We start from the raw sequence: 21,484 nt of genomic DNA, 5'->3' as shown, positions 1-21,484 counted from the left end.
CTGTGATCCGTTCCTTTTACTGGCACGATTATGAAACCTTCGGTGTGGACCCGGTCCACGACCGACCGTCCCAGTTTGCCGGTGTCCGCACAGACGCCGAGCTTAATATCATCGAAGACCCGCTGGTGATCTACTGCCAGCCGACGGACGACTATCTGCCGTCGCCGGAGGCCTGTCTGATCACCGGGATCACGCCCCAGAAGGCCCTGGCCGACGGTTTCCCGGAGGCGGAGTTCATCGCTCAGATCAACGAAGCCTTCAGCCAGCCAGGCACCTGCGTGGTCGGCTACAACAGCCTCCGCTTTGACGATGAGGTCACCCGCCATACCCTCTATCGAAACCTCCGAGACCCCTACGCCCGGGAATGGCAGAACGGTAATTCCCGCTGGGACATCATCGATATGGTACGGCTGACCTACGCCCTGCGACCGGAAGGGATCGAATGGCCCCGCAAGGAGGATGGTAGTCCCAGCTTCCGCCTTGAGGAACTGACCGCCGCCAATGGGATTAGCCATGAGGCCGCCCACGACGCCATGTCGGATGTGGAAGCCACCATCGCCCTGGCGCGGCTGATCCGGGAGAAACAGCCCAAGCTGTTCGATTTTGTCCTGCAGAACAAGGACAAGCACTCCGCCCGGGCGATGCTGGACACGGCTGCGATGAAGCCGGTGTTCCACGTTTCCTCCAAGTACCCGGCGACCCGGGGCTGCTGCGCGATGATCGCGCCGGTTGCCGAGCACAGCAGCAACAAGAATCTGGTGATTGCCTACGACCTGCGGGAAGATCCGTCGGAACTCATCGCTGCGTCGGTGGAGGAGATTCGTGAGCGGGTGTTTACCGCCCAGGCAGAGCTTGGGGAGGATCGTGCCCGGTTTCCACTGAAAGGTATCCAGCTCAACAAGTGCCCGGTTCTGGCGCCTGCCACCATGCTCAAGACCCTGAGTCCCGAACGGCTGCAGGAACTGGAGCTGGACGGTGACCGGTTGCGGTCGAACCTGGCGATGCTGCGTCAGGCCGATGGGCTGCCCGCCCGTATTGCGGCGGCGTTCGATCAGCCCCATGAATCCGATTTGAGCGACCCTGATGAGCAGCTTTACGCCGGTGGATTTATCAGCCGCACTGACCGGGAGAAGCTCAACTGGCTGTTGCAGCAGCCGGTCGAAACCTTGGGTGAGCAGGCGCCGCGGTTTGAAGATGATCGCCTGGAGACGTTGCTGTTCCGCTATCGGGCGAGGAACTATCCGACCACGCTGCTGGCGGAAGAGCAGGAGCAGTGGGAAGCGTTTCGCCAGCAGCGGCTGATGAGCCCCAAGGCCGGCTGGCGGTCGATGGAAGCTTACTTCCAGAGTCTGCAGCAGCTGGCTGCAGACCCCAATCTGACGCCCGCCAGGCGACATCTGTTGGAAGAGTTACACCTGTACGGCGAGTCGCTGATTCCGTACGCCTGACCTACTCAGCGGCGCTTGACGAAATAGACGCTCAGGGTCTGCCCCATCAGGCTTTGAACCTCGTTGCCCAGGGCCTCCGCCTGAAGCTGTTGCTGCACCGGGGCGGTGGCCAGGGAGTGGCCGTCGCTGTCCTTGGCCTTCACCAGTTTCCAGCTCACCTCGCTGCTCATCAGGCTGATCAGGCGTTTGAGCTGTTGCGGGTCCTGGGGGCTGAACCAGCGATCACGGCAGCCACCCAGACCGTAGAAATCGGCTTCGTTCAGCAGTTCCCGCCAGATCGGGTCCTGGCGATTGTTCAGCACCATCCGGCGCAGTCTCAGCAGGTTGTTGCGGGTAGGCTGAAGCTCGTGTTCGTCGATAAGGCGGCGAATCTGACGGTCGCCCGGGGTTTGCTCCGCCACCGCCGTATGCAGGTGCACCACTGAGCCGGCGTGACTGGCCCGCCGGACCACATCCGCAAGATTCACATCGGTCATGGCCGGAGAAGGCAGGCGGCCGATTTCAATCCACTGCACCGTCTGGCCATCGTCGATGAAGCAGCGGGCGATGGACCAGGGCCAGAACACCACGTTGGTCATCCCCAGCTCTTCGGCCCGGCGGGAGGCCTTGGCGATGTTGGCCAGGGATTCGTCCACCGCCACCACTTCCACGTCTTCCAGGTAATGCGCCAGTTCCAGTGCCCGTTGGCCGGATTCGGCGCCCAGGATCATGATGCGCAGAGTGTCGAGCAGGTGCTCGGTGGGCTGGCCCAGCTCCTTGGCAATCAGTGTCCTCAGACTGGTCTGGTTACGGTAGGCCAGTTGGGACCAGCTTGGCCAGGCCTGGGGTACGTCGGGCTTGTCGAGGCAAAGTTCCTCGGCCTTCTCCTCGAAGTTCTGCTTGATGGCCTCTTCGGTGGCGCGGTCGTAATAGCTCGCGGCCATCATCGGTTGGGTCGCTACGGGCCAGTCCATCAGGCTCCAGCGGCCCAGTTCCATGGCAAAACGTTGGTGGAACAGGGCACCATACATTGCGCTGATAATCAGCGAGCCGGCAACGGACTCCAGAGATTCCGCCATCACCAACTGGCCGGTAATGCTGTGGTTGATTGCAGTGATCAGGCGCAGTTCATCATCTTCAGCGGCAAGGGCATGGCCACAGCGGTCGGCGTACAGGGCGATGGCCATGGCCAGGCGTTGGCGTTGCTCCGGCAGTTCTGCGGTATGGGCCACCTCGGTGAGGATGGCGCGGCGCAGCAGGGTCACCAGTTCCTCGACGGTGGGTTCCGGCATCAGCGTCTGTTCCAGGGCCAGCACCAGCAGCTCGTCCTGGCTGGCGACGTCGAGGTCGATACGGGTGTCCTCGGCGGTGAGCTGGTAGTGCTCGCGGATGATGGCGCCGACGAAACGGCCGATCTGTTGGTGGGGTAGCTCGTCCCGGCGCAACAGCGCGGTGGCATCGCGTATCAGTTCTGGATCAGCCTTGTCGACGGCCAGGTGCTCGGCGCAGGCCAACATGCCGCTGTAGATTGAGGGCCACTCCAGGCCGGTGGCCAGCAGCTTGCGGTAATGCAGGAAGGCCAGGTCATACTGGCCGCGGGTACGCTTGGCATGGGCAATGCCGCAGAAGGCGGCGGCGGATTGCCGGTCCAGCTCCAGCGCCTCGATGAAGTACTGTTCCGCCAGCACCGGGCGTTCCGTGGCCAGGGCCCAGTAGCCGAGATTGGTGTATTGCTGGGGCTGCTGGTCGTCCAGATCCAGGCTGCGATTGAACAGTACCTGCGCCTGGTCATAGTCTCCTTCATCCATCGCCACCCGGCCCAGCAACCCCAATGCCGCCGGCTGTTCCGGCACCTCCGTCAGCAGTGCTTCCAGCTTTTGCCGGCATTCGGCACGGGCTTCCAACCGCAGCGTCAGCGACCAGCGTGGATTGTTGGAATCGCGGTAGCTTTCATTCGCCGCCAGCAGCTGCCTGGCGATGTCGGCCCGGTTGGTTGCGGAATGCTGGGAAGACTGCGTTGCGTGCATGGTTCCACCTCGTTGTATAGAGCCGCGGCAATGGGGCGGCAAAACTCTGCAGGGTTGCTGCAAAAATACGGTCTGAATCGGTGGGTTGCGAAAGCCGTGCCAGAACATGGTGCTGCTACTCCGAGGTTGCCCGAAACCCACTGTTACCAGGACTTAGGTGAAGGACCACCGGCTGTGTAGTATCTTTGGGAGAGTATCTTTGGGAAATACAACACTTTGACTCATAACAAGCTCCGGGCGTGTGCGAGCACTCCGCCCCGGCTTTCCTGACAGCGGCGATAGCGATGTTTGATGGCAAATCCATTCTGATCACTGGCGGTACCGGCTCCTTCGGCCAGGCGTTCGTGAAGACCCTGCTGGAACGGTACCAGCCAGCGCGGGTCATCATTTACTCAAGGGATGAGTTGAAGCAGTTTGATATGCAGCAGGTGTTCGGACAGTCCTGTATGCGCTATTTCCTGGGCGATGTTCGGGATGGGGAGCGCCTGGCATTTGCTCTGAGGGATGTAGATTACGTTGTTCATGCGGCAGCCCTGAAGCAGGTGCCTGCGGCGGAATACAACCCGATGGAATGCATCCGCACCAATGTTCATGGGGCAGAGAACGTTACCAGGGCGGCAGTGGCCAATGAGGTACGCCGGGTAGTGGCGCTGTCAACGGACAAGGCTGCAAACCCCGTGAACCTGTATGGCGCCAGTAAGCTTGCATCAGACAAGCTGTTTGTGGCCGCCAACAACATCGTCGGCCATCGACCGACCCGATTCTCGGTTGTGCGCTACGGGAACGTACTGGGCTCCCGGGGGTCGGTGGTGCCATTTTTCAGCAGGCGGATTGCGGAGGGCGCGACGGCGCTGCCCATTACCGATCCACAAATGACGCGGTTCTGGATCACCCTGCAGCAGGGGGTGGAGTTTGTGCTGCGCAGTTTTGAGCGCATGCAGGGCGGTGAAATATTCGTGCCCAAGATTCCGTCGGTTCGGATCACTGATGTTGCGACCGCAATGGCGCCTGACCTGCCCCAGGAGGTGGTAGGTATCCGGCCTGGCGAGAAGCTGCATGAAACCATGTGTCCCCGGGATGACAGCCATGTGACCCTGGCCTTTGACGACCATTATGTGATCAAACCGACCATCAAGTTCTATGGCGGCAATATGGATTACACCACCAATGGGTTGGGCGAAACCGGCCAGCCGGTGAAACAGGGCTTCTCCTACAACTCCGGTAACAACAGCTGGTTCCTGAGTACCGATGACATCCGTTCGTTGAATAAAGAGGCCGGTTTTTGATTCCCTACAGCTGTCAGGATATTGATTCGACGGACATTGAGGCAGTAACGCAGGTACTGGCAAGCGATTTCCTGACCCAGGGACCTCAGGTGCCTGCTTTCGAAAGTGCCCTGGCGCGGCGGGTGCAGGCCCGTGAAGCCATTGCGGTAAACAGTGGGACCTCGGCCCTGCATCTGGCCTGTCTGGCGCTTGGGGTAGGACCCGGAGACCGGGTCTGGACATCGCCGATCAGCTTTGTTGCATCCGCAAACTGCGCTCGCTACTGCGGTGCCGAGGTTGATTTCGTCGATATCGATCCCCGCACTGGCAACCTTCACCTCGAGGCGCTTGAGCGCCGGTTGGCGGATGCCGCCTTGGATGGTCGCCTGCCGACGGTACTGATTCCGGTTCACTATGCCGGTCAGAGTTGTGATATGCGGGCGATTGCCCGACTGGTCAACCCCTACGGCGTTCGCATTATTGAAGATGCATCCCATGCCTTGGGGGCAGACTATGAAGACACTCCCGTGGGATGCGGCCGGTACAGCGATATCACCGTGTTCAGCTTCCATCCTGTCAAGATGATCACTTGTGGCGAAGGCGGTGCGTTGTTAACCAACAGCCTTGAGCTGGCGGAGTCTGCCAAACTGCTGCGTAGCCATGGTGTGACGCGGGACCCCGCACGCGTGGACAACCTGGAGGCGGAGCCCTGGCGGTATGAGCAGCATGCCTTGGGCTTCAACTATCGGATGACGGATCTGCAGGCCGCCCTGGGGCTGTCGCAGTTGGTACGGCTTGATGCATTCCTGGCCGAGCGCCGCCAACGGGCCCAGCGATACCAGCGTGCGTTTGAAGGTACCCCGGTTTCGACCTTGCACCAATTGGCTGCGACTCGTAGTGCCTGGCACCTGATGTCGGTCCTGGTTCCTGCGGGTGTTCGGGCCGAGGTGTTTCGTCGCCTGCGGCAGGACGGTATTGGGGTGAACGTCCATTACCTGCCAATCTATCGACAACCGTATTACCAGCAACTGGGGTTCCCGCCAGGCTATTGCCCCCGTGCGGAAGCGTTCTATCAGTCGGAGCTCAGTATTCCCCTGCACACTCGTCTTTCGGACAGTGACCAGGGGTTGGTGATTGAGCGCCTGCTTTACCACGTGGAGGCTCTTACATGACCCCTCATCTGCTGGTCATTGGGGCGGGGCCCAATCAGCTACCGGCTATTCGTCTGGCCAGGCAAAAGGGCTACCAGGTCACCGTGACGGATTTTGATCCTGAGGCGGTGGGCTTTGCCGAAGCGGATCACCATGGCGTGATCAGTACCCGCGATGCGGATGGAACGGTGGCTTTTGCACAACGGACGCACGAACAGTGGCCTATTCACGGTGTGATGACTCTGGCATCGGAAAGCGCGCTGGCGGTGGCGGCGGTAGCCGAAGCCCTGGGATTGCCCGGGATCTCGGTCGAATCGGCGTGGCTGGCGACCCATAAGGTTGATCGACAGCGAGCCTTCCGGGAGGCCGGGGTGCCGGCTCCCCACTTTCGCTCCGCGTCGGCGCTTGAGGATGGCCTGACCGCTGCCAGGGCCCTGGGTTGGCCCGTTGTGGTCAAACCCGTAGACAGCGCTGGCTCCCGAGGCGTCCAGCTGGTGCAGGATGAGCATCAACTGGAAGCTGCCGTTGCCGAAATCCGGGGCGTCAGTGACCGGGCCGAGTATCTGGTGGAAGAGTACCTCGAAGGCAGTGAGCACAGTATTGAAGGTGTGGTGCTTGATGGCCAGATTCATTGGGCGGCCATTTCTGATCGTAACTACGATAACAAGCACCGCCATCCCCCTTACTTTCTGGAGGACGGCGATACCTTGCCGTCGCTGGTTTTCGATGCTGTTGCCACATCGATGAGGCAGGCTGCGGCCCAGGCGGTTCGAGCGTTGGGGATTCAGTGGGGACCGGTGAAGGGCGATCTGATTGTAACTGACCGGGGACCGTTGGTTCTGGAAATGGCAGCCAGGCTCTCCGGCGACTACTTCTGCTATGAAACCATCCCATTGCACAATGGCATCAATCTGCTGGATATCGTGATGGACATGGCGGTTGGGCAGACTGTCTCGGCTGAGCGTTTGCAAGCGACCAGCACCAGGGGCGTGGCGCTGCGGTATGTCTGGCCGGAACCCGGCATCGTCACGGCCATCAACGGGGTTGAAGATGCCCGGGCCCAGGAAGGAATTCACTTTGTCCGACTGGAGCCTCGCTGGCAGGGACTGGCGCCTGGCGACAGGCTACAACCGGCCACGTCCATGGGGGAACGGGTGATGTCGGTGATGGCCTGGGGAAGGGACCGCGAAGAGGCGGTCCATCGTGCCGAACAGGCTGTGGCCACCATTCGCATTGAAACCCGGGGCGTCTCATGACGGGGTTTCGCGTACTGTTTCGTGCTGCCTGTAGCCGTGAGGAAGGTACCGGACACCTACGCCGTTGTCTCACTCTGGCTCGGGAGTTGGTGGCGCGCGGTGCCTCGGTCGGTATTGTGACAGAGGGCAACCCTCTCGCCCGTTCGCTGGCGTTCAGCAGTGCCAACCTGTCCGTCCACTTTGTGGCCCCCGGGTGCCTGTTTGCCGACTTAATCGATGACGTTGCGGTTGTCGTTATTGATATGCCGAAAACCGACGAGCAGCTCAGCCTGCATCCCGACTGGATTGGCCAGCTTCGCCAGGCGGACCGTGCCGGGGTTTCAGTGGTTTCCCTCGGTCATGTGTCCGCCAGTGCTGACTGTTTTCGGGCGGTGATCGATCTCTACCCATCTCGCACCGTTCACGCGGTGAACTACCTGGAGGGGCCGGAATACCTGATTCTGCGGCCGGAGTTCGCGGCATCCGATATTGCTGATGGCGCTTTCTCTGATCAGTGTGAGGCGAACCGCGTACTGGTCTCCATGGGCGGCAGTGATCCCCAGGATCTGACGGGTACCGCGATCAAGGCGCTCATTGACACGGGGGTGACGATGTCTGTCGATCTGGTCATCGGAAGTGGCTATTGCGGTGATCTTCAGGCTTGGCAGACGCAAGCGACTGCGGCGGGGCTGGAGCTGACGGTGCATCGTGATTTGGGGGCCAACGATATGGCTCGCCTGATGCGGCAGAGCACATTGGCCCTGGTGGCCTTCGGCACCACCGCGTACGAGTTGATGGCATTAGGACGGGTTGCAGCAGCCTTTACCCATTACAGCTGGCAGGAAGCGTCGGCGCAGCGCTTCGAGTCGCTGGGGGCGATCCGGTATCTCGGGTGTGCCGAGTCGGTGCTGTCCTGCCGCCGGATTGCGGAGCAGGTACGTCAGCTGCTGGCTGACCGAGACGCTATGGCTGCCATGGCAAAGAAGGGCCAGGCCCTGGTGGATGGCCGGGGGGCCTGCCGGGTGGCGGATCTCCTCCAGACTTACGCTCAGGAAACCCGTGATCGCCAGCTGGATCTGCTTTACGTGGTTGCTCATCCTGGCGATGAACTGATGGGCGCTGGCGCCACCCTGATACGTCAGATCGATGAAGGTTTGCGGGTTGGTCTGGTAGTGTTGGGCGAGGGGAGCGCCAGCCGCTGGAACGAGCCCGGCCCAAGCCAGGATCGTGAGCTGGCCCAGCGCGGCCTGAAAACCGCATTGCAGCAGGTGGCCGATCAGTTGGGTCTCAGTGCCTGGTACTACTACCGTTTCGAGGATAACCGGTTTGACGGCCATGATCGCCTGGACCTCGTTAAAGTTGTGGAGTCGGTGATTCGACGGCATTGTCCCCACACGGTTTACACTCATCACCCCGCCGATTTGAACATTGACCACCGACTGTGTTTTGAAGCAGTTATCACGGCAACACGGCCGCAGCCGGAGTGTCCGGTGACTACGGTTTACAGTATTGAAACCCCGTCCTCCACTGACTGGGGCAGTGCCCTGGGGCATGGTGTTTTCCAGCCCAACTGGTTTGAGCCAGTGGCATCCACCCTGGAACGCAAGCTGGCGTTGCTTGAGTTATACCAGTCCGAACTTCGCGACGACCCGCATCCGCGATCATTGGCTGCAGTGGCCGACCAGGCGCGCTACTGGGGACGACGCATTGGTGTGCCCAGTGCCGAAGCGTTCGTCCTGCAGCGACATCTCGCCGCGACTCCCCGCGGGCAAAAGCATTCAGAACGACAAGGTGAATCATGACGTCCGAGCTAGTGACATGGCTGAACGAACGCCGACAGGACTCAGAACTCAGGGATTGGGCTGGCGACCTGCTGTGGGCGCTGTGTAAGGAGGACACGTCTCTCGGTGATGACCTGGAACGGTTGCGGCGGAACGAACAGCGCTGCTTTGAACTGCTTCACGATGCCATGCGGGAGGACCTGTCTGCAGGCGCAGAGCAAGCTGGATTGCCGGTGCCAGGTGAGATTGCCGAGGACCCTTACTATACCCAGCCCTACTACGCGGGCGAATTGGCTGGCGATGTCGAAGCGGTTTATCGGGGAAGGCACAACTGGTGGCTGGACCCTCAGCCCGGTGAACCGGGGGATTATTGGCTGCTGAATGCCCATGTTGATACGGTCCCGCCCCATATACCGCCATCCAGGCCATCACCTGAGCGAATGAATGGGCGTGGCACCGCGGATGACAAAAACGGTTTGGTGGCGATGGCACTGGTTCAGAAGCTGTTGCATCAATGGTACCAGCAGCACGGGGAGCGTCCAGCCTGGCCGGTGCGTTACCTGGTTTCTATTGATGAGGAGATGGGGGGCAACGGCACCCTGGGAGCGGTACGCCAGCTTGAACTGGCTCAAGCCCATATTGTGGTTGCTGAGCCATCCAGCTTGCTGCCTTACCCGGCCAATCGTGGCGCGGTGTGGTTTGCAGCCCGGTTGGCGACCGGGCACCCGGCTCTGCAGCAACGACGATACGGTGTCTTCGCATTTGTTGCGCAGGCGTTAATGGCGGCAGGGCAGGCATTGCGAGAAGAAAGCGAGCACCCGATGTTCAACGCCCACAAGGATGCCCAGACCTGTTTTGGCATGCTGGGGCCGTTTGGGCTGCATCCCTCGTCGGCCTGCGATGAGGTCACCCTGCGCTGGGCCCTGCCGGGTAGCGGGGCTGAGACCGAGGACCTGGAGCGGGCTGAGCAGGTGATCCAGTCCACCATGGCTTCCGCCATTCTCGAGGGGCGCCTGAGTCACGATACCCGGGACCCGGAGATCCAGCTGGTGGAGGTGCAGGGGCGTTGCTTCATCGAAGCAACCATCTCTGCGATTGGCGGGCACATGGGGTCCCATGAACGGGACAGTGATGCCCTGGCCAAGGCAAGCGGCATCATCCTGGCGATGATGGACGCCGGTTGGGGCGAGCCTGAGTGGCCGCAAGGTTATGACGAAATCGTACTTGAGGGTGGCCAGGGGTTCCTACCCGATCGATCGCTTGCGGATCTGCAACAACGGATGAGATCGGCGTTCAAGGACGGTGTTGCCCGGGCCGCGTTGCATTACGGTGTCGACGAAAGTGCCATCGATGCTGACATCACCTTCGACAAACTTCACAACGCGGCGTTTTGTAGCGCGGAGGATGCACCTGGCGGCCACCGGCTGCGTTCGGCGTTGGCGTCTCTGAACGGTGGTGAGGCGCCAAGTCTCAAGGGCTGGAAGGCGAGTTGCGATGCCCGTATTTTTGCCCGCCATTGTCCCGACGTCACGACCTTTGGCCCTGGTGCTCTTGAGGTTGCCCACAGCAATCGGGAGGGCATAGAGCTGCAGGACATCCTGGATATGGCGGCAACGGTTGTCCATGCGGTTCTTCAGGATCGGGAGGAGACGCGTTGAAAGCGAGACTGGCACTGGTAGGCCTGGGTACCTGGGCTGCGCAGGGGCATCTGCCGGTGTATCAGGGCCCTCGCCTGGCACCGTACCTGGAGGTCGCCGGCCTGTGCAGTCGGGATCTCAGCAGGGCGAAAGCGTGGTGTCAGCGATTTGGGGTTGCCAAGGGTTACGATGATTTCGCTGCGATGCTGGCGGAGATTCAGCCAAACTTTGTGGCCGTCACCACCCCGGACCACGCCCACACTGAATACGTTGTGATGGCCCTGGAGGCTGGGGCCCATGTGCTGGTCGAGAAGCCCCTGGCACTGTCGTGGGACGATTGCCAGCGCATCGATCAGGCAGCAAAAAGCAGTCAGCGCCAGGTGCTGACCCTGTTCCACAAACGGTCAGACCCATTGTGGGCGGAGGCTCGGCAGCGCATTCTTGCTAGCCAGTATGGTCACCTCCAGATGGCCCTGGCGAGTATCCAGAACCCGCTGGCCGTTCCGGCTGGCGGCTATTTCAGCTCGGAGCTGGCCGCCCAGAGCAGTCCAAACTGGTTTCTGGGAACCCACTTTTACGACCTGCTCCGGTACATGACCGGTTGCGATCCCGTGGAAGTCCGTGCCTACGGCCACCGCAAGGTATTGCCCGAGCACGGTGTGGATACTCTGGACTCGGTGAAAACCGACGTGCTGTTTCAGAGACCCGGTCAGCACGAGGTGGCGTCGGTTTCATTGATGCTGTCCTGGAACCTTCCCGATCCGTCCACCTCACTGACCAAGCAGGCCATGCAGTTGCATTTCGAGCGGGGTGAACTCGAGCTGGATGGTACTCGCCGCGGCTTCGCCGAGTTTGGCGTTGGCCAGTACCGGGATGTGAATCCCTATTTCATGCGTAGCACTGATCAGGGGCTCCAGGGATACGGCGCCAGCTACCTGGAGGATGCGATCTACAGTCTGCTGATGGACGACTACCGGCCCTCCGTGCCTTTGGCCGATCTCGCGGACGCCTGGTGGGCGACGGCATTGGCTTCGGCCGTGGACCAGTCACTGGCTAACGGTGGCCGCAGTGTTACCGTTCAGCGACCGGGTGAGGTGGTTGGATGAAACCATGTGTATTGATGACCCTTCCCAGCCCGGAAACACGTGTTATTCAGGATTTTTCAGATGACCAAACCCGCGTGCACGCATACTGAACTCCATATTGGTGGTCGGCCGGTAGGCCCCGGTCAGCCGTGCTATGTCATTGCTGAAATCGGCTCCAACCACAATGGCGACTATCGGGTGGCGGTTGATCTGGTCAAGCGTTGCGCCGAAGCTGGGGTTGATGCCGTCAAGTTCCAGGATTTCTCCCGGGAGGATCTCTTCGTGCCGGCGTTACCGCCAGAGCGAACACCGGAGTGGGAGGCGCGTCAGGCATTGTTGACCAAACGCTGGAAACTGTTGCCAAACTATACCGCGAACCCGGACTGGTGGCCGGAGCTGGCAGAGCTGGCCAGCGAGGTAGGCGTCGATTTCCTGTGTTCACCATTCAGCCTGGAGGCGGTAGCGAGACTGAATCATGTGGGAGTGCCAGCCTGGAAAATCGCCTCAGGTGACCTCACCTGGCATGAACTGGTTCAAACCGCAGCCGCAACCAAAAAGCCGCTGATCATCTCCACCGGTGCGTCCGACCTGGAGGAGGTAGAGCAAGCTGTTGTCCAGGCCCGGGAGGCTGGCTGTACCCAGATCATCCTGTTGCACTGTGTGTCGAACTACCCACCCCGCTGGGAGGACGCCAACCTGTTGGCAATCACTGCCCTGGCGGAGCGTTTTCAGGTGCCCGTGGGCCTGTCTGATCACTCTCCGGGCTCGATCTTGCCTGTTGCGGCCCTGGCATTGGGATGCTGTGTGGTTGAAAAGCATGTAACGCTGGACCGAAAGCAGCCTGGTCTGGACCACCATTTCGCTCTGGAAATGGGGGAGTTGGCGCAACTGGTGAGGGATATCCGGCATGCCGAACTGGCTCTTGGCTCGGGGGTTAAGCAGTGGGCGGACGCGGAGGAAATCGAACGTTACTGGGTGCGGCGAGGGCTTTGGACCACCGGGCCGATTACCGCTGGCTCGGTGATAAGGCGGGATCAGTTGGCGGTGTTGCGACCGTCGCAGGGGCTGCCGGCCAGTGCCTTGGGCAAAGCGGTGGGGGCAACGGCGGCGAGGGATCTGGCGGCCGGCGAGCCACTGGTCGCCGATGACATTCTGCCGCGTTCGGGTGAACGTGATGACTGATCTTCAATCCCCCCACTATCAGGAACTGGCATCCGCCTCTGAGGCGGTACAGGCCGATGACTTCTTTTGCCGTATGCTGACCGAGCAGTTCTCTTCCACTTTTTCGGCAGACGCGATCCAGGCCTACCGGGAGAAATACGATCGGGCACTGTTCGAGCAACGGGTCGCTGCTCATGACGCGGTCATCGCCGCGATGATACTGGATCAACAGGTGATCGGATTGGTGATTGGCGGGGCTCCCAACGGCGGTGTGGCATCGCTGGACTGGGTGGTGGTGGCGCCAGGCCATCAGGGACAGGGCCTGGGCCAGCAACTGGTGGCAGGCGCTCTGACCAGTTATCGGAATCGGGGGGCTCACAAGGTGGTGTTGTATACCGAGACTGAGAGCGCACGCCAATTCTACGAGCGTTGTGGCATGACCTGCGAAGGAGTGCATCCGCAGCACTGGTGGGGATTGACCCACTACTGCATGGGCGTTGTGCTCGGCCAGGCAGGCTTAGAATGACTACGGTGATGGCTGGCACGCCCAGGGTTGTGGCCGTGGTGCAGGCGCGTATGGGGTCCAGTCGTTTGCCGGGCAAGATGCTGGCAGAACTGGATGGCGCGCCGTTGGTGGATCATGCGCTACACCGGCTGATGATGCTTCGTCGGACCGGCGAGCTGGATGCGGTTGTACTGGCGACATCCAACGAGGCTGCGGATGACCCGTTGGCGGCGCACGTGGCCGAGCGTTGGCCAGACGTCACATTGGTCCGGGGGCAGGAACAGCGCGTGTTGCTGCGATTTGTCGATGCCATTCAACGAACGGCGGCTGATGTCGTGGTGCGGGTGACGGGCGACTGCCCGGTGATCAACCTGAACGGAATCCGACAGATGTTGTTGGCTCAGCAACAGCAAGGTGCCGACATCGTGAACTACCGCCCTGGCTTCGAGTACGTCGACAAGGGCGTTGAAGTCGTGGCTGCGGCCGCGTTGCAGGCGTTGGCGAGGGACTCCACGCTGACAGCGCACGATGCTGAACATGTCACCAGTGCATTCTATCGGTCCCCGCAACACTACCGGATTGCCTACATCGACAGTGATCCCGACCTGAGACGTGGTGATCTGCGGTTGACTGTGGATACCCCGGCGGATTTGGCGTTCTTTCGGGCGCTGGCAGATAAGTGCCCAAATGGGTTGATGAACACCCCATTGCCGGAGGTGATTGCCATTCTGGCCGGTTGTCCGGAATTACCGGCTATCAACGCAGATAGCGGCCGCAAGAGCGCCCTGCACGAGCCGGTGCGAATCGGCTTTCGTTGTGACGGGGGCGCCTCACTGGGGATGGGGCATGTGGTGGGGTGCCTGCGACTGGCTCGCCTGCTGGCGGACGAGCTCGGTTGGGGCGCAGAATTTCTGGTTTATGAGGAGCCGGGGGTCAGGGAACTGATCCAGAGTGAAGGCTTCGCCGTCGAGCAGTTGCCTTCCGGCCAGTCTGTGGCTCACGATTTTCGGAGGCTGATCGAGAAAGCCTCTGAATCCGACTGGTCCGCTGTGGTCATGAACTTCGACCGTCAGGGCCTGGAAAACCGCCAGGGAATGTTTGCCGACATACGCAAGGCCGGCTTGCCGCTGGTATTCATGGATAACCCGTTGCCGCCAGGGTGCTACGAATCAGACCTGCTGATCAACGCGTTACCGCATCCGGATTATCCGGGGTACGATCCCGGGCACCATCCCAATTGCTTGGACGGCCTGGAATATTTTCTCAGGCCGAACGAAGTCCCTGGTGATGAAAAGCTGGAGACGAACCATGGATCAGGCCCCCGGATACTGGTTGCTATGGGCGGTGGAAACCTCAATGGTCTTACGCAGAGGGTTTTGGAGGCTTTTGCAGAGTCTGGAGTCGGTGGTTTTGTGGATATTGTGGTGGGACTGGCCGCGCCAGCTGGGACAGTTCAGCAACTGCAGCAATCGCTGGAGAGGCTTAACCTGTGCGGCGAAGTCAGTGTTAATGTTTCTGACCTGCCAAGGCGTATGCGGATGGCGGATATAGGGTTGAGTGCTCTGGGATTGACCACTTACGAAATGGCCGCCCTTGAACTACCCACCGTGATAGTCGCCAATTCTCCTTTCAACGCAGAGGTCGCCGCAGGCTATTGCCGTCAGTATTCCGGAGCGCGACTGGTAGGCTTCTGGCCTTCGGTGACAGTGGCTGAGATTGCTTCGGCGGTTCGGGATGCTATGTCGCTAAACAGTTCGGCAGATTTCGACGAACGGGACGGCAAGTCTGCTGACCGTGTGGTCGGTATTGGCAAAGATGAAATTGTCCAGGCTTTCAGAGACCTGATGACTAACAAAGGCGTAAAACAATGACGGACCAAGTGCTACTGACTGGTGCAGGACAGGTAGGCGCTCAGATGATTCAACTTCTGAACCGTGACTATGGCATTAAACCAGTGGTCCTGGACATTCAGTTCGATTGGTCGTACCTCGATACGGTGGTGGATCGTGACAGCTTTATTGCGGTGGAGGGCTCTGTCCTCGACAGCCAGCTATTACGGCAGGTAATGGGCGATTATGGTGTGCGTAGGATTTCCCACAGTGCTGCGATACTGCCCATGAGGGTAGGACACGCTCCGCATCCTGGTTTTTTTGAGGTGAACGTTCACGGTGCTTCCCAGGTGATGTTTGCGGCGTTGGAGCAAGCGGTGGATACCTTCGTGATGTTCAGCACCAATGGGGTTTACCAGTTCCGGGAGTATGGCGTCACTGAGCCGGTGTCGGAGAATTATCCGACAGGGTTGGGGGTTCATAACTCCTATGGCAACTCAAAAGCAGCGGCTGAATACCTTTTGAAGGAGCTGACATTGGCAGGCCGTATCAATGGTAGGGTGATTCGACCTGGAGAAATTTTTGGCCCAGTGGCATCCCGTTCGGGAGAAGAGCCGATTTACTGGCAGGCCATGTTTAATGCAGCGATGTCTGGTGAGTCTTTTTCACTGGTGGGGCATCCTGAACACCGACTGGATTGGGTATACGCCAAAGATGTTGCTAGGGCGGCAGTTACTGCATTGATGGCAGATTCGCTGCCAAGTTTTGCATACAACGTGTCCTACGGAAAATGTATGGGCATATATGACATAAAGGCAGCGCTTGATCGACTGTATCCGGGAAATCGGGTCACTCTGGATCACTGTGATCGGGGCGGTTGGCAGTTCCCTTTGGATAACCGGCGAATGATAGAGGAACTGGGGGTGGCTCCTGCCTTCGACCTGGAAGCGGGCATTCGTGATTATGCATCCTGGTTTCTCGGGCCTGAACTATTGTCGGAGGTTTGAGGGATAGAGATGCGAATTACACAAATTGTCCGTCACTACGTTTACGTCCCTTACGTTGCCCCGGTGGCCCCATATTGGGGATGGCAGGCGCCCTGCTACGGAGCCCATGGTGTGTTGATCGAGATGCATACTGATGAAGGTCTGGTAGGAATTGGTGAAACAGCCGGGCGTGAAGCTCTTGAACATCATGGACGCTGTGCGGAAGCGCTGGTTGGCTGTGACCCACTTGCCATTAGACAGAATGTTGCGAAGCTTAAGGCGAGGGGAGAGCGGCCGGCAGCCATTTCAGGTGTTGAGATGGCAATGTGGGATCTTTTAGGAAAAGCATGTGGTCTTCCCCTGTTTCAGTTGCTGGGCGGCTGTATACGTGATCGGGTGAAGTTATGCGGACTTATGGGGGTAAAAGCGCCGGATGGAGCGGCCGACACTGCCGAGCAGTATGTCCGGACATGGGGGTTTGCTTCCATCAAGACCAAAGCCGGACGCAGTGTCGATGAGGACGTGGCAATCGCTCAGGCAATACATAAGCGCGTTGGCCTCCAAGCGTTACTGAGATTTGATGCCAATGAGAGTTATCAGCCTGAAGACGTAATAGCACTGGCCGCAACGTACCGCCAGGTCAATTTAGAGTACGTTGAGCAGCCGGTGTCGCGGCAACAGTTGGGGTCCTATCGTCAGTTGCGAGAGAAGAGTGGCGTGCCAATCGCATTGAATGAGAGTGTCACCGACGCAGCGTCCGTACTGGCAATCGCCCGACAGTCTGCGGCCGATGCCCTGGTTGTCGATATTCCGGACGCCGGCGGAATTCTAGCGGTACAGGATCTGGCCGCTGTGGCCGAGGCAGTTGGACTGCCCTGCGCCTTTCACTGTTGGCATGATTTTGGGGTCAAGACCGCCGCGATGGCTCACCTTGTCAGCGCGTTACCGGCATTTTCGCTTGCTAGTGATACCACGTATCACGGACTGGAAGCAGACATCATCGCTGAGCCGTTCGTGATCCAACAAGGGCGAATTCAGGTGCCGACCGCCCCGGGCCTGGGCGTTCAATTGGCAATGGACGTGATTGAACGCTATCGAAAAAAGGTGATTGATTGAATGAGTTTTGCCCATTCCAGTAACCATAAAGCCATGGCCAGCTATCGAAATGGCAACTTGGAAGTGATTGATTGTGAGTGTTGCGGTTATCGACATCTCTGGCCAATACCTTCTGAAAAGGAAGTACGCGAGACTTACGAGCGAAGGTTCGGTGGTAGCATCCGGTCGCACTTTGTGGAGAAAAAGCGTGAGGATGCAGAGCATTGGCAAAGGGTTTTCCAACGTCGGCTCGGCCAGATCCGAGAACACCGAGGGCAAAAGCCAGGACGGATTCTGGATGTCGGATGCGGTGTTGGAGATTATCTCGCTTTTATGAGTGGCCAAGGCTGGGAGGTCTATGGTATCGAACCCAGTGAGTCTTTCCATGGAGAACTTGCTCAGCGTTCTGTGCCTGTGTTGCCGAAACTGGTGGAAGATATCAGTGACGATGACTGGTCCCAGTTAGGGCAATTTGATGTGATCAACATGTCCCAGTTCCTGGAGCATGTGCGCGACCCTCGTGCAATTCTGTCCGCTGTAGAGAAGGCATTGCGGCCAGGTGGTCTGTTGGTGATTGAGTGCCCAAATGATTTCAATGAGTTTCAGCTGGCAGCAGTCGTTTCACAGGATATTCCGATGTGGTGGATCAGTCCGCTCCATATCAATTACTTTGATTTCGAGGCTCTGGAGCGGTTGTGTCGGAGTGTCGGTTGCGAGCCCGTCGGCCGGTCCACTCAGTTTCCTTTGGAGATGTTTCTGCACTTTGGGGATGTTTACGTCGGTAATCCCGAACTTGGTCGAGAGGTCCATAAAAAACGCATAGCTTTTGAAGACAGTCTGACTCGAAGCGGGCATGGAAAAGCCCTTGAGGACTTGTATGACGCCTTGGCGGGCTGCGGCCTGGGGCGGCATGCAACCGTCGTTGCCAGAAAACAGCCTCGAGTGGCTGGAGTGGTGACTGAAACTGGGGACGACTATGACTAAGCGGATATTGCTGTATGGATTCTATGGCATCGCCAATGCTGGCAACGAGGCGATGTTACGGGCATTTTGCGAGCCGATCAGGCAAGCCCTCAAAGGTGATGTAGAGTTTGTCGTGGCATCCCGGCACCCAGACGGTGAATACAATGCCAGCTATGGCGTTACCACCGTTCCTAATTTTGAATACGAAAGCCGTCAGCAGGCGGCCGGTCGCTGGCTTCGGGGCTTGAATCCTGACGACTCAGAGCATTACCTGGCGTTTGTTCGCCAAGTGGCCGAAGTGGATCTTGTTGTGCTTGGGCCGGGACAGTTTCTGGTTGAAACTGGAACCGCCGGTATGCTCAAAGGCGCCCTTGGCCAAGCTCTCGCGGTTGTGGCTGCTGCACGCCTGGTCCATACCCCGGTCTACGGTTTGGCTCTCGCGTGCGAAGACCTGGAGTCACCCTGGGCTAAGTTGGTTGCTCAGTCATTGCTTGAGGGAATGTGTGAACGGACGTTTCGGGACCCTCGTAGTGTTGAAAACCTGATTCGCGCTGGGATTCAACTGCCAAGCTATCAGGTGTTGGGTGATCTGGCGCTCGCGGGGGATCCGGCTCCGGCCTCGGCAGCTCGGGACTTGCTGGACAACGAGGGAATTCCAGCAAGGGCCGGAGACCGGCTTGCTGTGGCGGCACGGAATATATACTGGCTTGGCCTGGATCAGGAAACCCATCGCCAGAAAATGGCCGATACAATGGCATTATGGCTGGAAGCGGATATTCGACGGGATATCATCATGGTGCCACAGAATGTGTATGACGTAGATGGTGACCGTGACGATGACCGTGCTGAGGCTAGACGCATCCTGGCGAAGTTACCGGACTCGCTGCGCAAGCGTATATATCCCATCGAAGGAAAATACCCAGCGGAGGCCCTGGAAAGCATATACGGTCTGGCAGACGTGACGCTTAGTTCTCGGCTGCACGGAGCGGTGTTTTCCTGTAAGCAGGGAACGCCCCCGGTTATGTTGGCATTTATGGATAAATCACGGGGCTTTTTTCGGCGCATCGGCCAGGAAAACTGTCTGATAGACCTTGACGCCAATGCTGCTGAGATTGCCGACCAATTGGAACACTTTCTCCGCAATCGCAGTGAGCTGGCCGCCGACATTAGGACCTCCATCGCCGAAAACCAAGCGACCAGTCGACAGTATGCGAAAAAGGCGCTTGCCCATCTGACGCAGGGAGGAGGTGCCGGCGAGCGGCAATGCTGGGCCAGATCACTCTTCGGTTAGGCATCTACTCATGAGCGTAACGGGATTGGGTTAGGTCATAGAGTCTGATCAGTTTTACCCCTCGTTGCTCCCAGTGTTGGATTCTTTGATAGATTTCTTCTTGAAAGGCGCGACTGGAAATCACAACGGCATCGATCTGGCTTAGATCCAACTGCTCGGGGTTTTGGACTGTGTGGCCAAAGGCCAGCTCACCGTGCTTGGATGGGTTGGAGTCGATCACAGCGGTGATATGCAGTTGATTCATCAGAGTGTGCTGCATCAGCATGTCGGTATGGCTGCCGACCCCGTAGACTGCGGTGCGTGGTGGGGGCGTCTCCAGAGCTAGGGCCTGGAATATGGCATCGAGTCTGGCCCTTTGATGCTCAACAATGGCCGAATACGCTTGGATGTCGGCACGTAGCCGGTCCGTCTGGGAGGTGATCGTGAATGGCTTCGGTGTGTCGCAGTGGGCAATTTTTCGGGCGATGCTTACGAACGAGCGCGGAAAGCGCTTGTGAACGTGGCTGTCAAGGAGCTGAAATCCTGTTTTCTCCAATAGCATCGACATGGCGGCTGCAGAAAAATTATGCAGATGTTCAAGGATAAACAAGTCGGCAGCGGTGTCGTAGCCCAGGTCATCTAGGCGGGGGACCCTGATGTATGCCAGTCCCTGGAGCGACAGTTGCTGGTTGATTCTGAGCAGGAAGTTCGTAGGACTACGCACATGTTCCAGTACTCCGCCTAGGAAAATCAGGTCGTAGGAAGCTTTGGGTTGATAGTATTCGAACAGACTCTCGTGGACCTTAATGCCATGCAGCTCTCGGGCTTTTTGTGCTGACTCAGGGTTGGGTTCCAATCCTTCGACCTGCCAGCCAGCCTTGATGAGGCGGCTGGAGAGGTAGCCGGTATAGCAGCCGATCTCCAGAGCTCGACGTCTGTTGCCCGGACCGGTGAGGCTGGTAAGGTGCTCCACATCGGCTGCATTGAGCCCCTTTGATTCCCCTCTGGCGACCTGGAAAGACTCCCGTTTTTGCCCCTGATAGAACGCCTTTATTTCGGAATAGGTTAGGGTTGGGTTGTTGAATACGTGCCCACATCGATTGCACAGACAGGTTAGTACCGGGTACCAGTGGCTGCCGTCTGGCGCATTCCAGCGATCCATTCGAACTACATCAAAGTCGTTGGCACTGCACAGGTCACAATGACAGGCTTCCATGAGTCTATTGCTCTGCCGCTGAATTGGGAGTCTGGTTTTTCCGGGGAGCGCGCATCGGGTTGTCATACACCATGTACTGAATGACATCACGACGGCTGCGACTGGCACTGGCTTCGCTGATTGGTTTCACGCCATGCCAGGAGTTATCCGTTTTGACAAAACCAAAGGCAGTGTTGCGTCGATAGGGCGCGAAATCGACTTCGTGAAAGTCCTCAAACTGGTGGTGCTGGGTGCCGGGACAACTGAAATCCATTTGTTTGGGTGCGAACATTGAAGTGCCAAGCTCTTCATGGCGGTCGTCTTCTGGCAGATAGAGCAGTATATTCACGATCTTTGACGGAATATCCGTATGCGGGCCTATAAAGTAATCGGAGCGGTGGCGCAGAAAAAGGGCTTGAGGGTAAACGGTAGGCCACAGTTCCCGTTGGCACAGGAAGCGCTCAGTCAGAGTAGTCTCGAATTTTGTCATGGCGCGCCGTGCGGTGTCCTCGCTCAGAAACCATTCGGCAAATCCCTGCCAGAACCGTCGATGCCGGGGAGGCTGCGTTTCCAACCAGCTTGGTTCAAGGTAGCACTGGTCGCGTCGACTATACTGCTCCAGTTTTACCTTGCCTACGTCTGTCCATTTGCGATAAGCATCCTGCGTGGGTAACAGCTCGAGCATGGTGGCATAGTACTCGTCAGGGAAGACTTGATCGATGTAGAAGTGCGGATAGGGTTTGAGTGCGATCCTGGCGTTTTCAAGCCGATCCAGAAAGTGAATAGCCGCTGTGCGGTGGTCACAGCTGTTTGGGGGAGCATGCCACGTCATAGGATTTCCTGCTGAATAATCTTGCAAACTAGAATCTATG

General features: G+C 58.7%; 17 protein-coding genes. 14 read left to right on the top strand and 3 right to left on the bottom strand.

Annotation, left to right across the window (positions count from 1 at the left end; translation table 11 throughout):
- Positions 1-2: 2 nt before the first annotated feature.
- Positions 3-1,448 carry an exodeoxyribonuclease I gene (gene sbcB, locus J2887_RS13945; RefSeq protein WP_227171713.1) on the top strand — a complete coding sequence of 482 codons (1,446 nt, stop codon included), beginning with the start codon at positions 3-5 and terminating at the stop codon, positions 1,446-1,448.
- 5 nt (positions 1,449-1,453) lie between these two features.
- On the opposite strand, the gene J2887_RS13940 is transcribed toward sbcB, so the two are convergent.
- Positions 1,454-3,454 (bottom strand): tetratricopeptide repeat protein, encoded by a 2,001-nt coding sequence (locus J2887_RS13940; protein WP_227171712.1) that lies wholly within the window; start codon positions 3,452-3,454, stop codon positions 1,454-1,456.
- A gap of 284 nt (positions 3,455-3,738) precedes the next feature.
- On the opposite strand from J2887_RS13940, the gene pseB reads away from it, so the two are divergent.
- The 13 genes from pseB to J2887_RS13875 all read left to right on the top strand — a co-directional run bounded on the left by pseB (position 3,739) and on the right by J2887_RS13875 (position 19,438).
- On the top strand, positions 3,739-4,740 hold the full coding sequence (gene pseB / locus J2887_RS13935; RefSeq protein ID WP_227171711.1) for a UDP-N-acetylglucosamine 4,6-dehydratase (inverting): 1,002 nt from the start codon (positions 3,739-3,741) through the stop codon (positions 4,738-4,740).
- The gene (gene pseC, locus J2887_RS13930) at positions 4,737-5,891 is read left to right on the top strand and encodes a UDP-4-amino-4,6-dideoxy-N-acetyl-beta-L-altrosamine transaminase (protein ID WP_227171710.1); all 1,155 of its coding nucleotides are present in this window, start codon (positions 4,737-4,739) and stop codon (positions 5,889-5,891) included. The genes pseB and pseC overlap by 4 nt, the downstream gene beginning before the upstream one ends.
- On the top strand, positions 5,888-7,126 hold the full coding sequence (locus J2887_RS13925; protein ID WP_227171709.1) for an ATP-grasp domain-containing protein: 1,239 nt from the start codon (positions 5,888-5,890) through the stop codon (positions 7,124-7,126). Before pseC ends, J2887_RS13925 begins: the two co-directional genes overlap by 4 nt.
- Positions 7,123-8,907 (top strand): PIG-L family deacetylase, encoded by a 1,785-nt coding sequence (locus J2887_RS13920; protein WP_227171708.1) that lies wholly within the window; start codon positions 7,123-7,125, stop codon positions 8,905-8,907. Before J2887_RS13925 ends, J2887_RS13920 begins: the two co-directional genes overlap by 4 nt.
- Positions 8,904-10,544, top strand: coding sequence for a M20/M25/M40 family metallo-hydrolase (locus J2887_RS13915; RefSeq protein ID WP_227171707.1), 1,641 nt, complete (start codon positions 8,904-8,906; stop codon positions 10,542-10,544). The genes J2887_RS13920 and J2887_RS13915 overlap by 4 nt, the downstream gene beginning before the upstream one ends.
- Positions 10,541-11,629, top strand: a complete 1,089-nt coding sequence (locus tag J2887_RS13910) for a Gfo/Idh/MocA family protein (protein WP_227171706.1) — start codon at positions 10,541-10,543, stop codon at positions 11,627-11,629. The genes J2887_RS13915 and J2887_RS13910 overlap by 4 nt, the downstream gene beginning before the upstream one ends.
- A gap of 60 nt (positions 11,630-11,689) precedes the next feature.
- Positions 11,690-12,790, top strand: a complete 1,101-nt coding sequence (locus J2887_RS13905) for an N-acetylneuraminate synthase family protein (protein WP_227171705.1) — start codon at positions 11,690-11,692, stop codon at positions 12,788-12,790.
- On the top strand, positions 12,783-13,295 hold the full coding sequence (locus tag J2887_RS13900; RefSeq protein ID WP_227171704.1) for a GNAT family N-acetyltransferase: 513 nt from the start codon (positions 12,783-12,785) through the stop codon (positions 13,293-13,295). The genes J2887_RS13905 and J2887_RS13900 overlap by 8 nt, the downstream gene beginning before the upstream one ends.
- Complete coding sequence (locus J2887_RS13895) at positions 13,292-15,145, top strand: cytidylyltransferase domain-containing protein (RefSeq protein ID WP_227171703.1); 1,854 nt, start codon at positions 13,292-13,294, stop codon at positions 15,143-15,145. Before J2887_RS13900 ends, J2887_RS13895 begins: the two co-directional genes overlap by 4 nt.
- Positions 15,142-16,110 carry an NAD-dependent epimerase/dehydratase family protein gene (locus J2887_RS13890; RefSeq protein ID WP_227171702.1) on the top strand — a complete coding sequence of 323 codons (969 nt, stop codon included), beginning with the start codon at positions 15,142-15,144 and terminating at the stop codon, positions 16,108-16,110. The genes J2887_RS13895 and J2887_RS13890 overlap by 4 nt, the downstream gene beginning before the upstream one ends.
- A gap of 111 nt (positions 16,111-16,221) precedes the next feature.
- The gene (locus J2887_RS13885) at positions 16,222-17,205 is read left to right on the top strand and encodes a mandelate racemase/muconate lactonizing enzyme family protein (protein WP_267461603.1); all 984 of its coding nucleotides are present in this window, start codon (positions 16,222-16,224) and stop codon (positions 17,203-17,205) included.
- Positions 17,206-18,168, top strand: a complete 963-nt coding sequence (locus tag J2887_RS13880; protein WP_227171700.1) for a class I SAM-dependent methyltransferase — start codon at positions 17,206-17,208, stop codon at positions 18,166-18,168. It abuts the gene before it with no gap.
- Positions 18,161-19,438, top strand: coding sequence for a polysaccharide pyruvyl transferase family protein (locus tag J2887_RS13875; protein ID WP_227171699.1), 1,278 nt, complete (start codon positions 18,161-18,163; stop codon positions 19,436-19,438). Before J2887_RS13880 ends, J2887_RS13875 begins: the two co-directional genes overlap by 8 nt.
- A 4-nt stretch (positions 19,439-19,442) precedes the next feature.
- Here J2887_RS13875 and J2887_RS13870 read toward each other — a convergent pair whose 3' ends face one another.
- Both J2887_RS13870 and J2887_RS13865 read right to left on the bottom strand, forming a co-directional pair.
- On the bottom strand, positions 19,443-20,633 hold the full coding sequence (locus J2887_RS13870) for a class I SAM-dependent methyltransferase (protein WP_227171698.1): 1,191 nt from the start codon (positions 20,631-20,633) through the stop codon (positions 19,443-19,445).
- A 4-nt stretch (positions 20,634-20,637) separates the two neighbouring features.
- Positions 20,638-21,444 (bottom strand): hypothetical protein, encoded by an 807-nt coding sequence (locus J2887_RS13865; RefSeq protein ID WP_227171697.1) that lies wholly within the window; start codon positions 21,442-21,444, stop codon positions 20,638-20,640.
- Between the last annotated feature and the right edge of the window lie 40 nt (positions 21,445-21,484).

Origin of the sequence: Marinobacter sp. CA1 (assembly GCF_020546665.1) — a bacterium.
Taxonomy (GTDB): domain Bacteria; phylum Pseudomonadota; class Gammaproteobacteria; order Pseudomonadales; family Oleiphilaceae; genus Marinobacter; species Marinobacter xestospongiae.
Note: the sequence above shows the minus strand (reverse complement) of the source record. Positions and strands in the feature narration are given on the sequence as shown.

What these genes read in the sequence shown, in the direction of transcription:
- J2887_RS13940 (WP_227171712.1), bottom strand. Translation starts at nt 3,454, where the DNA reads ATGCACGCAACGCAGTCTTCCCAGCATTCCGCAACCAACCGGGCCGAC.
- pseB (WP_227171711.1), top strand. Translation starts at nt 3,739, where the DNA reads ATGTTTGATGGCAAATCCATTCTGATCACTGGCGGTACCGGCTCCTTC.
- J2887_RS13925 (WP_227171709.1), top strand. Translation starts at nt 5,888, where the DNA reads ATGACCCCTCATCTGCTGGTCATTGGGGCGGGGCCCAATCAGCTACCG.
- J2887_RS13920 (WP_227171708.1), top strand. Translation starts at nt 7,123, where the DNA reads ATGACGGGGTTTCGCGTACTGTTTCGTGCTGCCTGTAGCCGTGAGGAA.
- J2887_RS13915 (WP_227171707.1), top strand. Translation starts at nt 8,904, where the DNA reads ATGACGTCCGAGCTAGTGACATGGCTGAACGAACGCCGACAGGACTCA.
- J2887_RS13905 (WP_227171705.1), top strand. Translation starts at nt 11,690, where the DNA reads ATGACCAAACCCGCGTGCACGCATACTGAACTCCATATTGGTGGTCGG.
- J2887_RS13900 (WP_227171704.1), top strand. Translation starts at nt 12,783, where the DNA reads ATGACTGATCTTCAATCCCCCCACTATCAGGAACTGGCATCCGCCTCT.
- J2887_RS13895 (WP_227171703.1), top strand. Translation starts at nt 13,292, where the DNA reads ATGACTACGGTGATGGCTGGCACGCCCAGGGTTGTGGCCGTGGTGCAG.
- J2887_RS13890 (WP_227171702.1), top strand. Translation starts at nt 15,142, where the DNA reads ATGACGGACCAAGTGCTACTGACTGGTGCAGGACAGGTAGGCGCTCAG.
- J2887_RS13880 (WP_227171700.1), top strand. Translation starts at nt 17,206, where the DNA reads ATGAGTTTTGCCCATTCCAGTAACCATAAAGCCATGGCCAGCTATCGA.
- J2887_RS13875 (WP_227171699.1), top strand. Translation starts at nt 18,161, where the DNA reads ATGACTAAGCGGATATTGCTGTATGGATTCTATGGCATCGCCAATGCT.
- J2887_RS13870 (WP_227171698.1), bottom strand. Translation starts at nt 20,633, where the DNA reads ATGGAAGCCTGTCATTGTGACCTGTGCAGTGCCAACGACTTTGATGTA.
- J2887_RS13865 (WP_227171697.1), bottom strand. Translation starts at nt 21,444, where the DNA reads ATGACGTGGCATGCTCCCCCAAACAGCTGTGACCACCGCACAGCGGCT.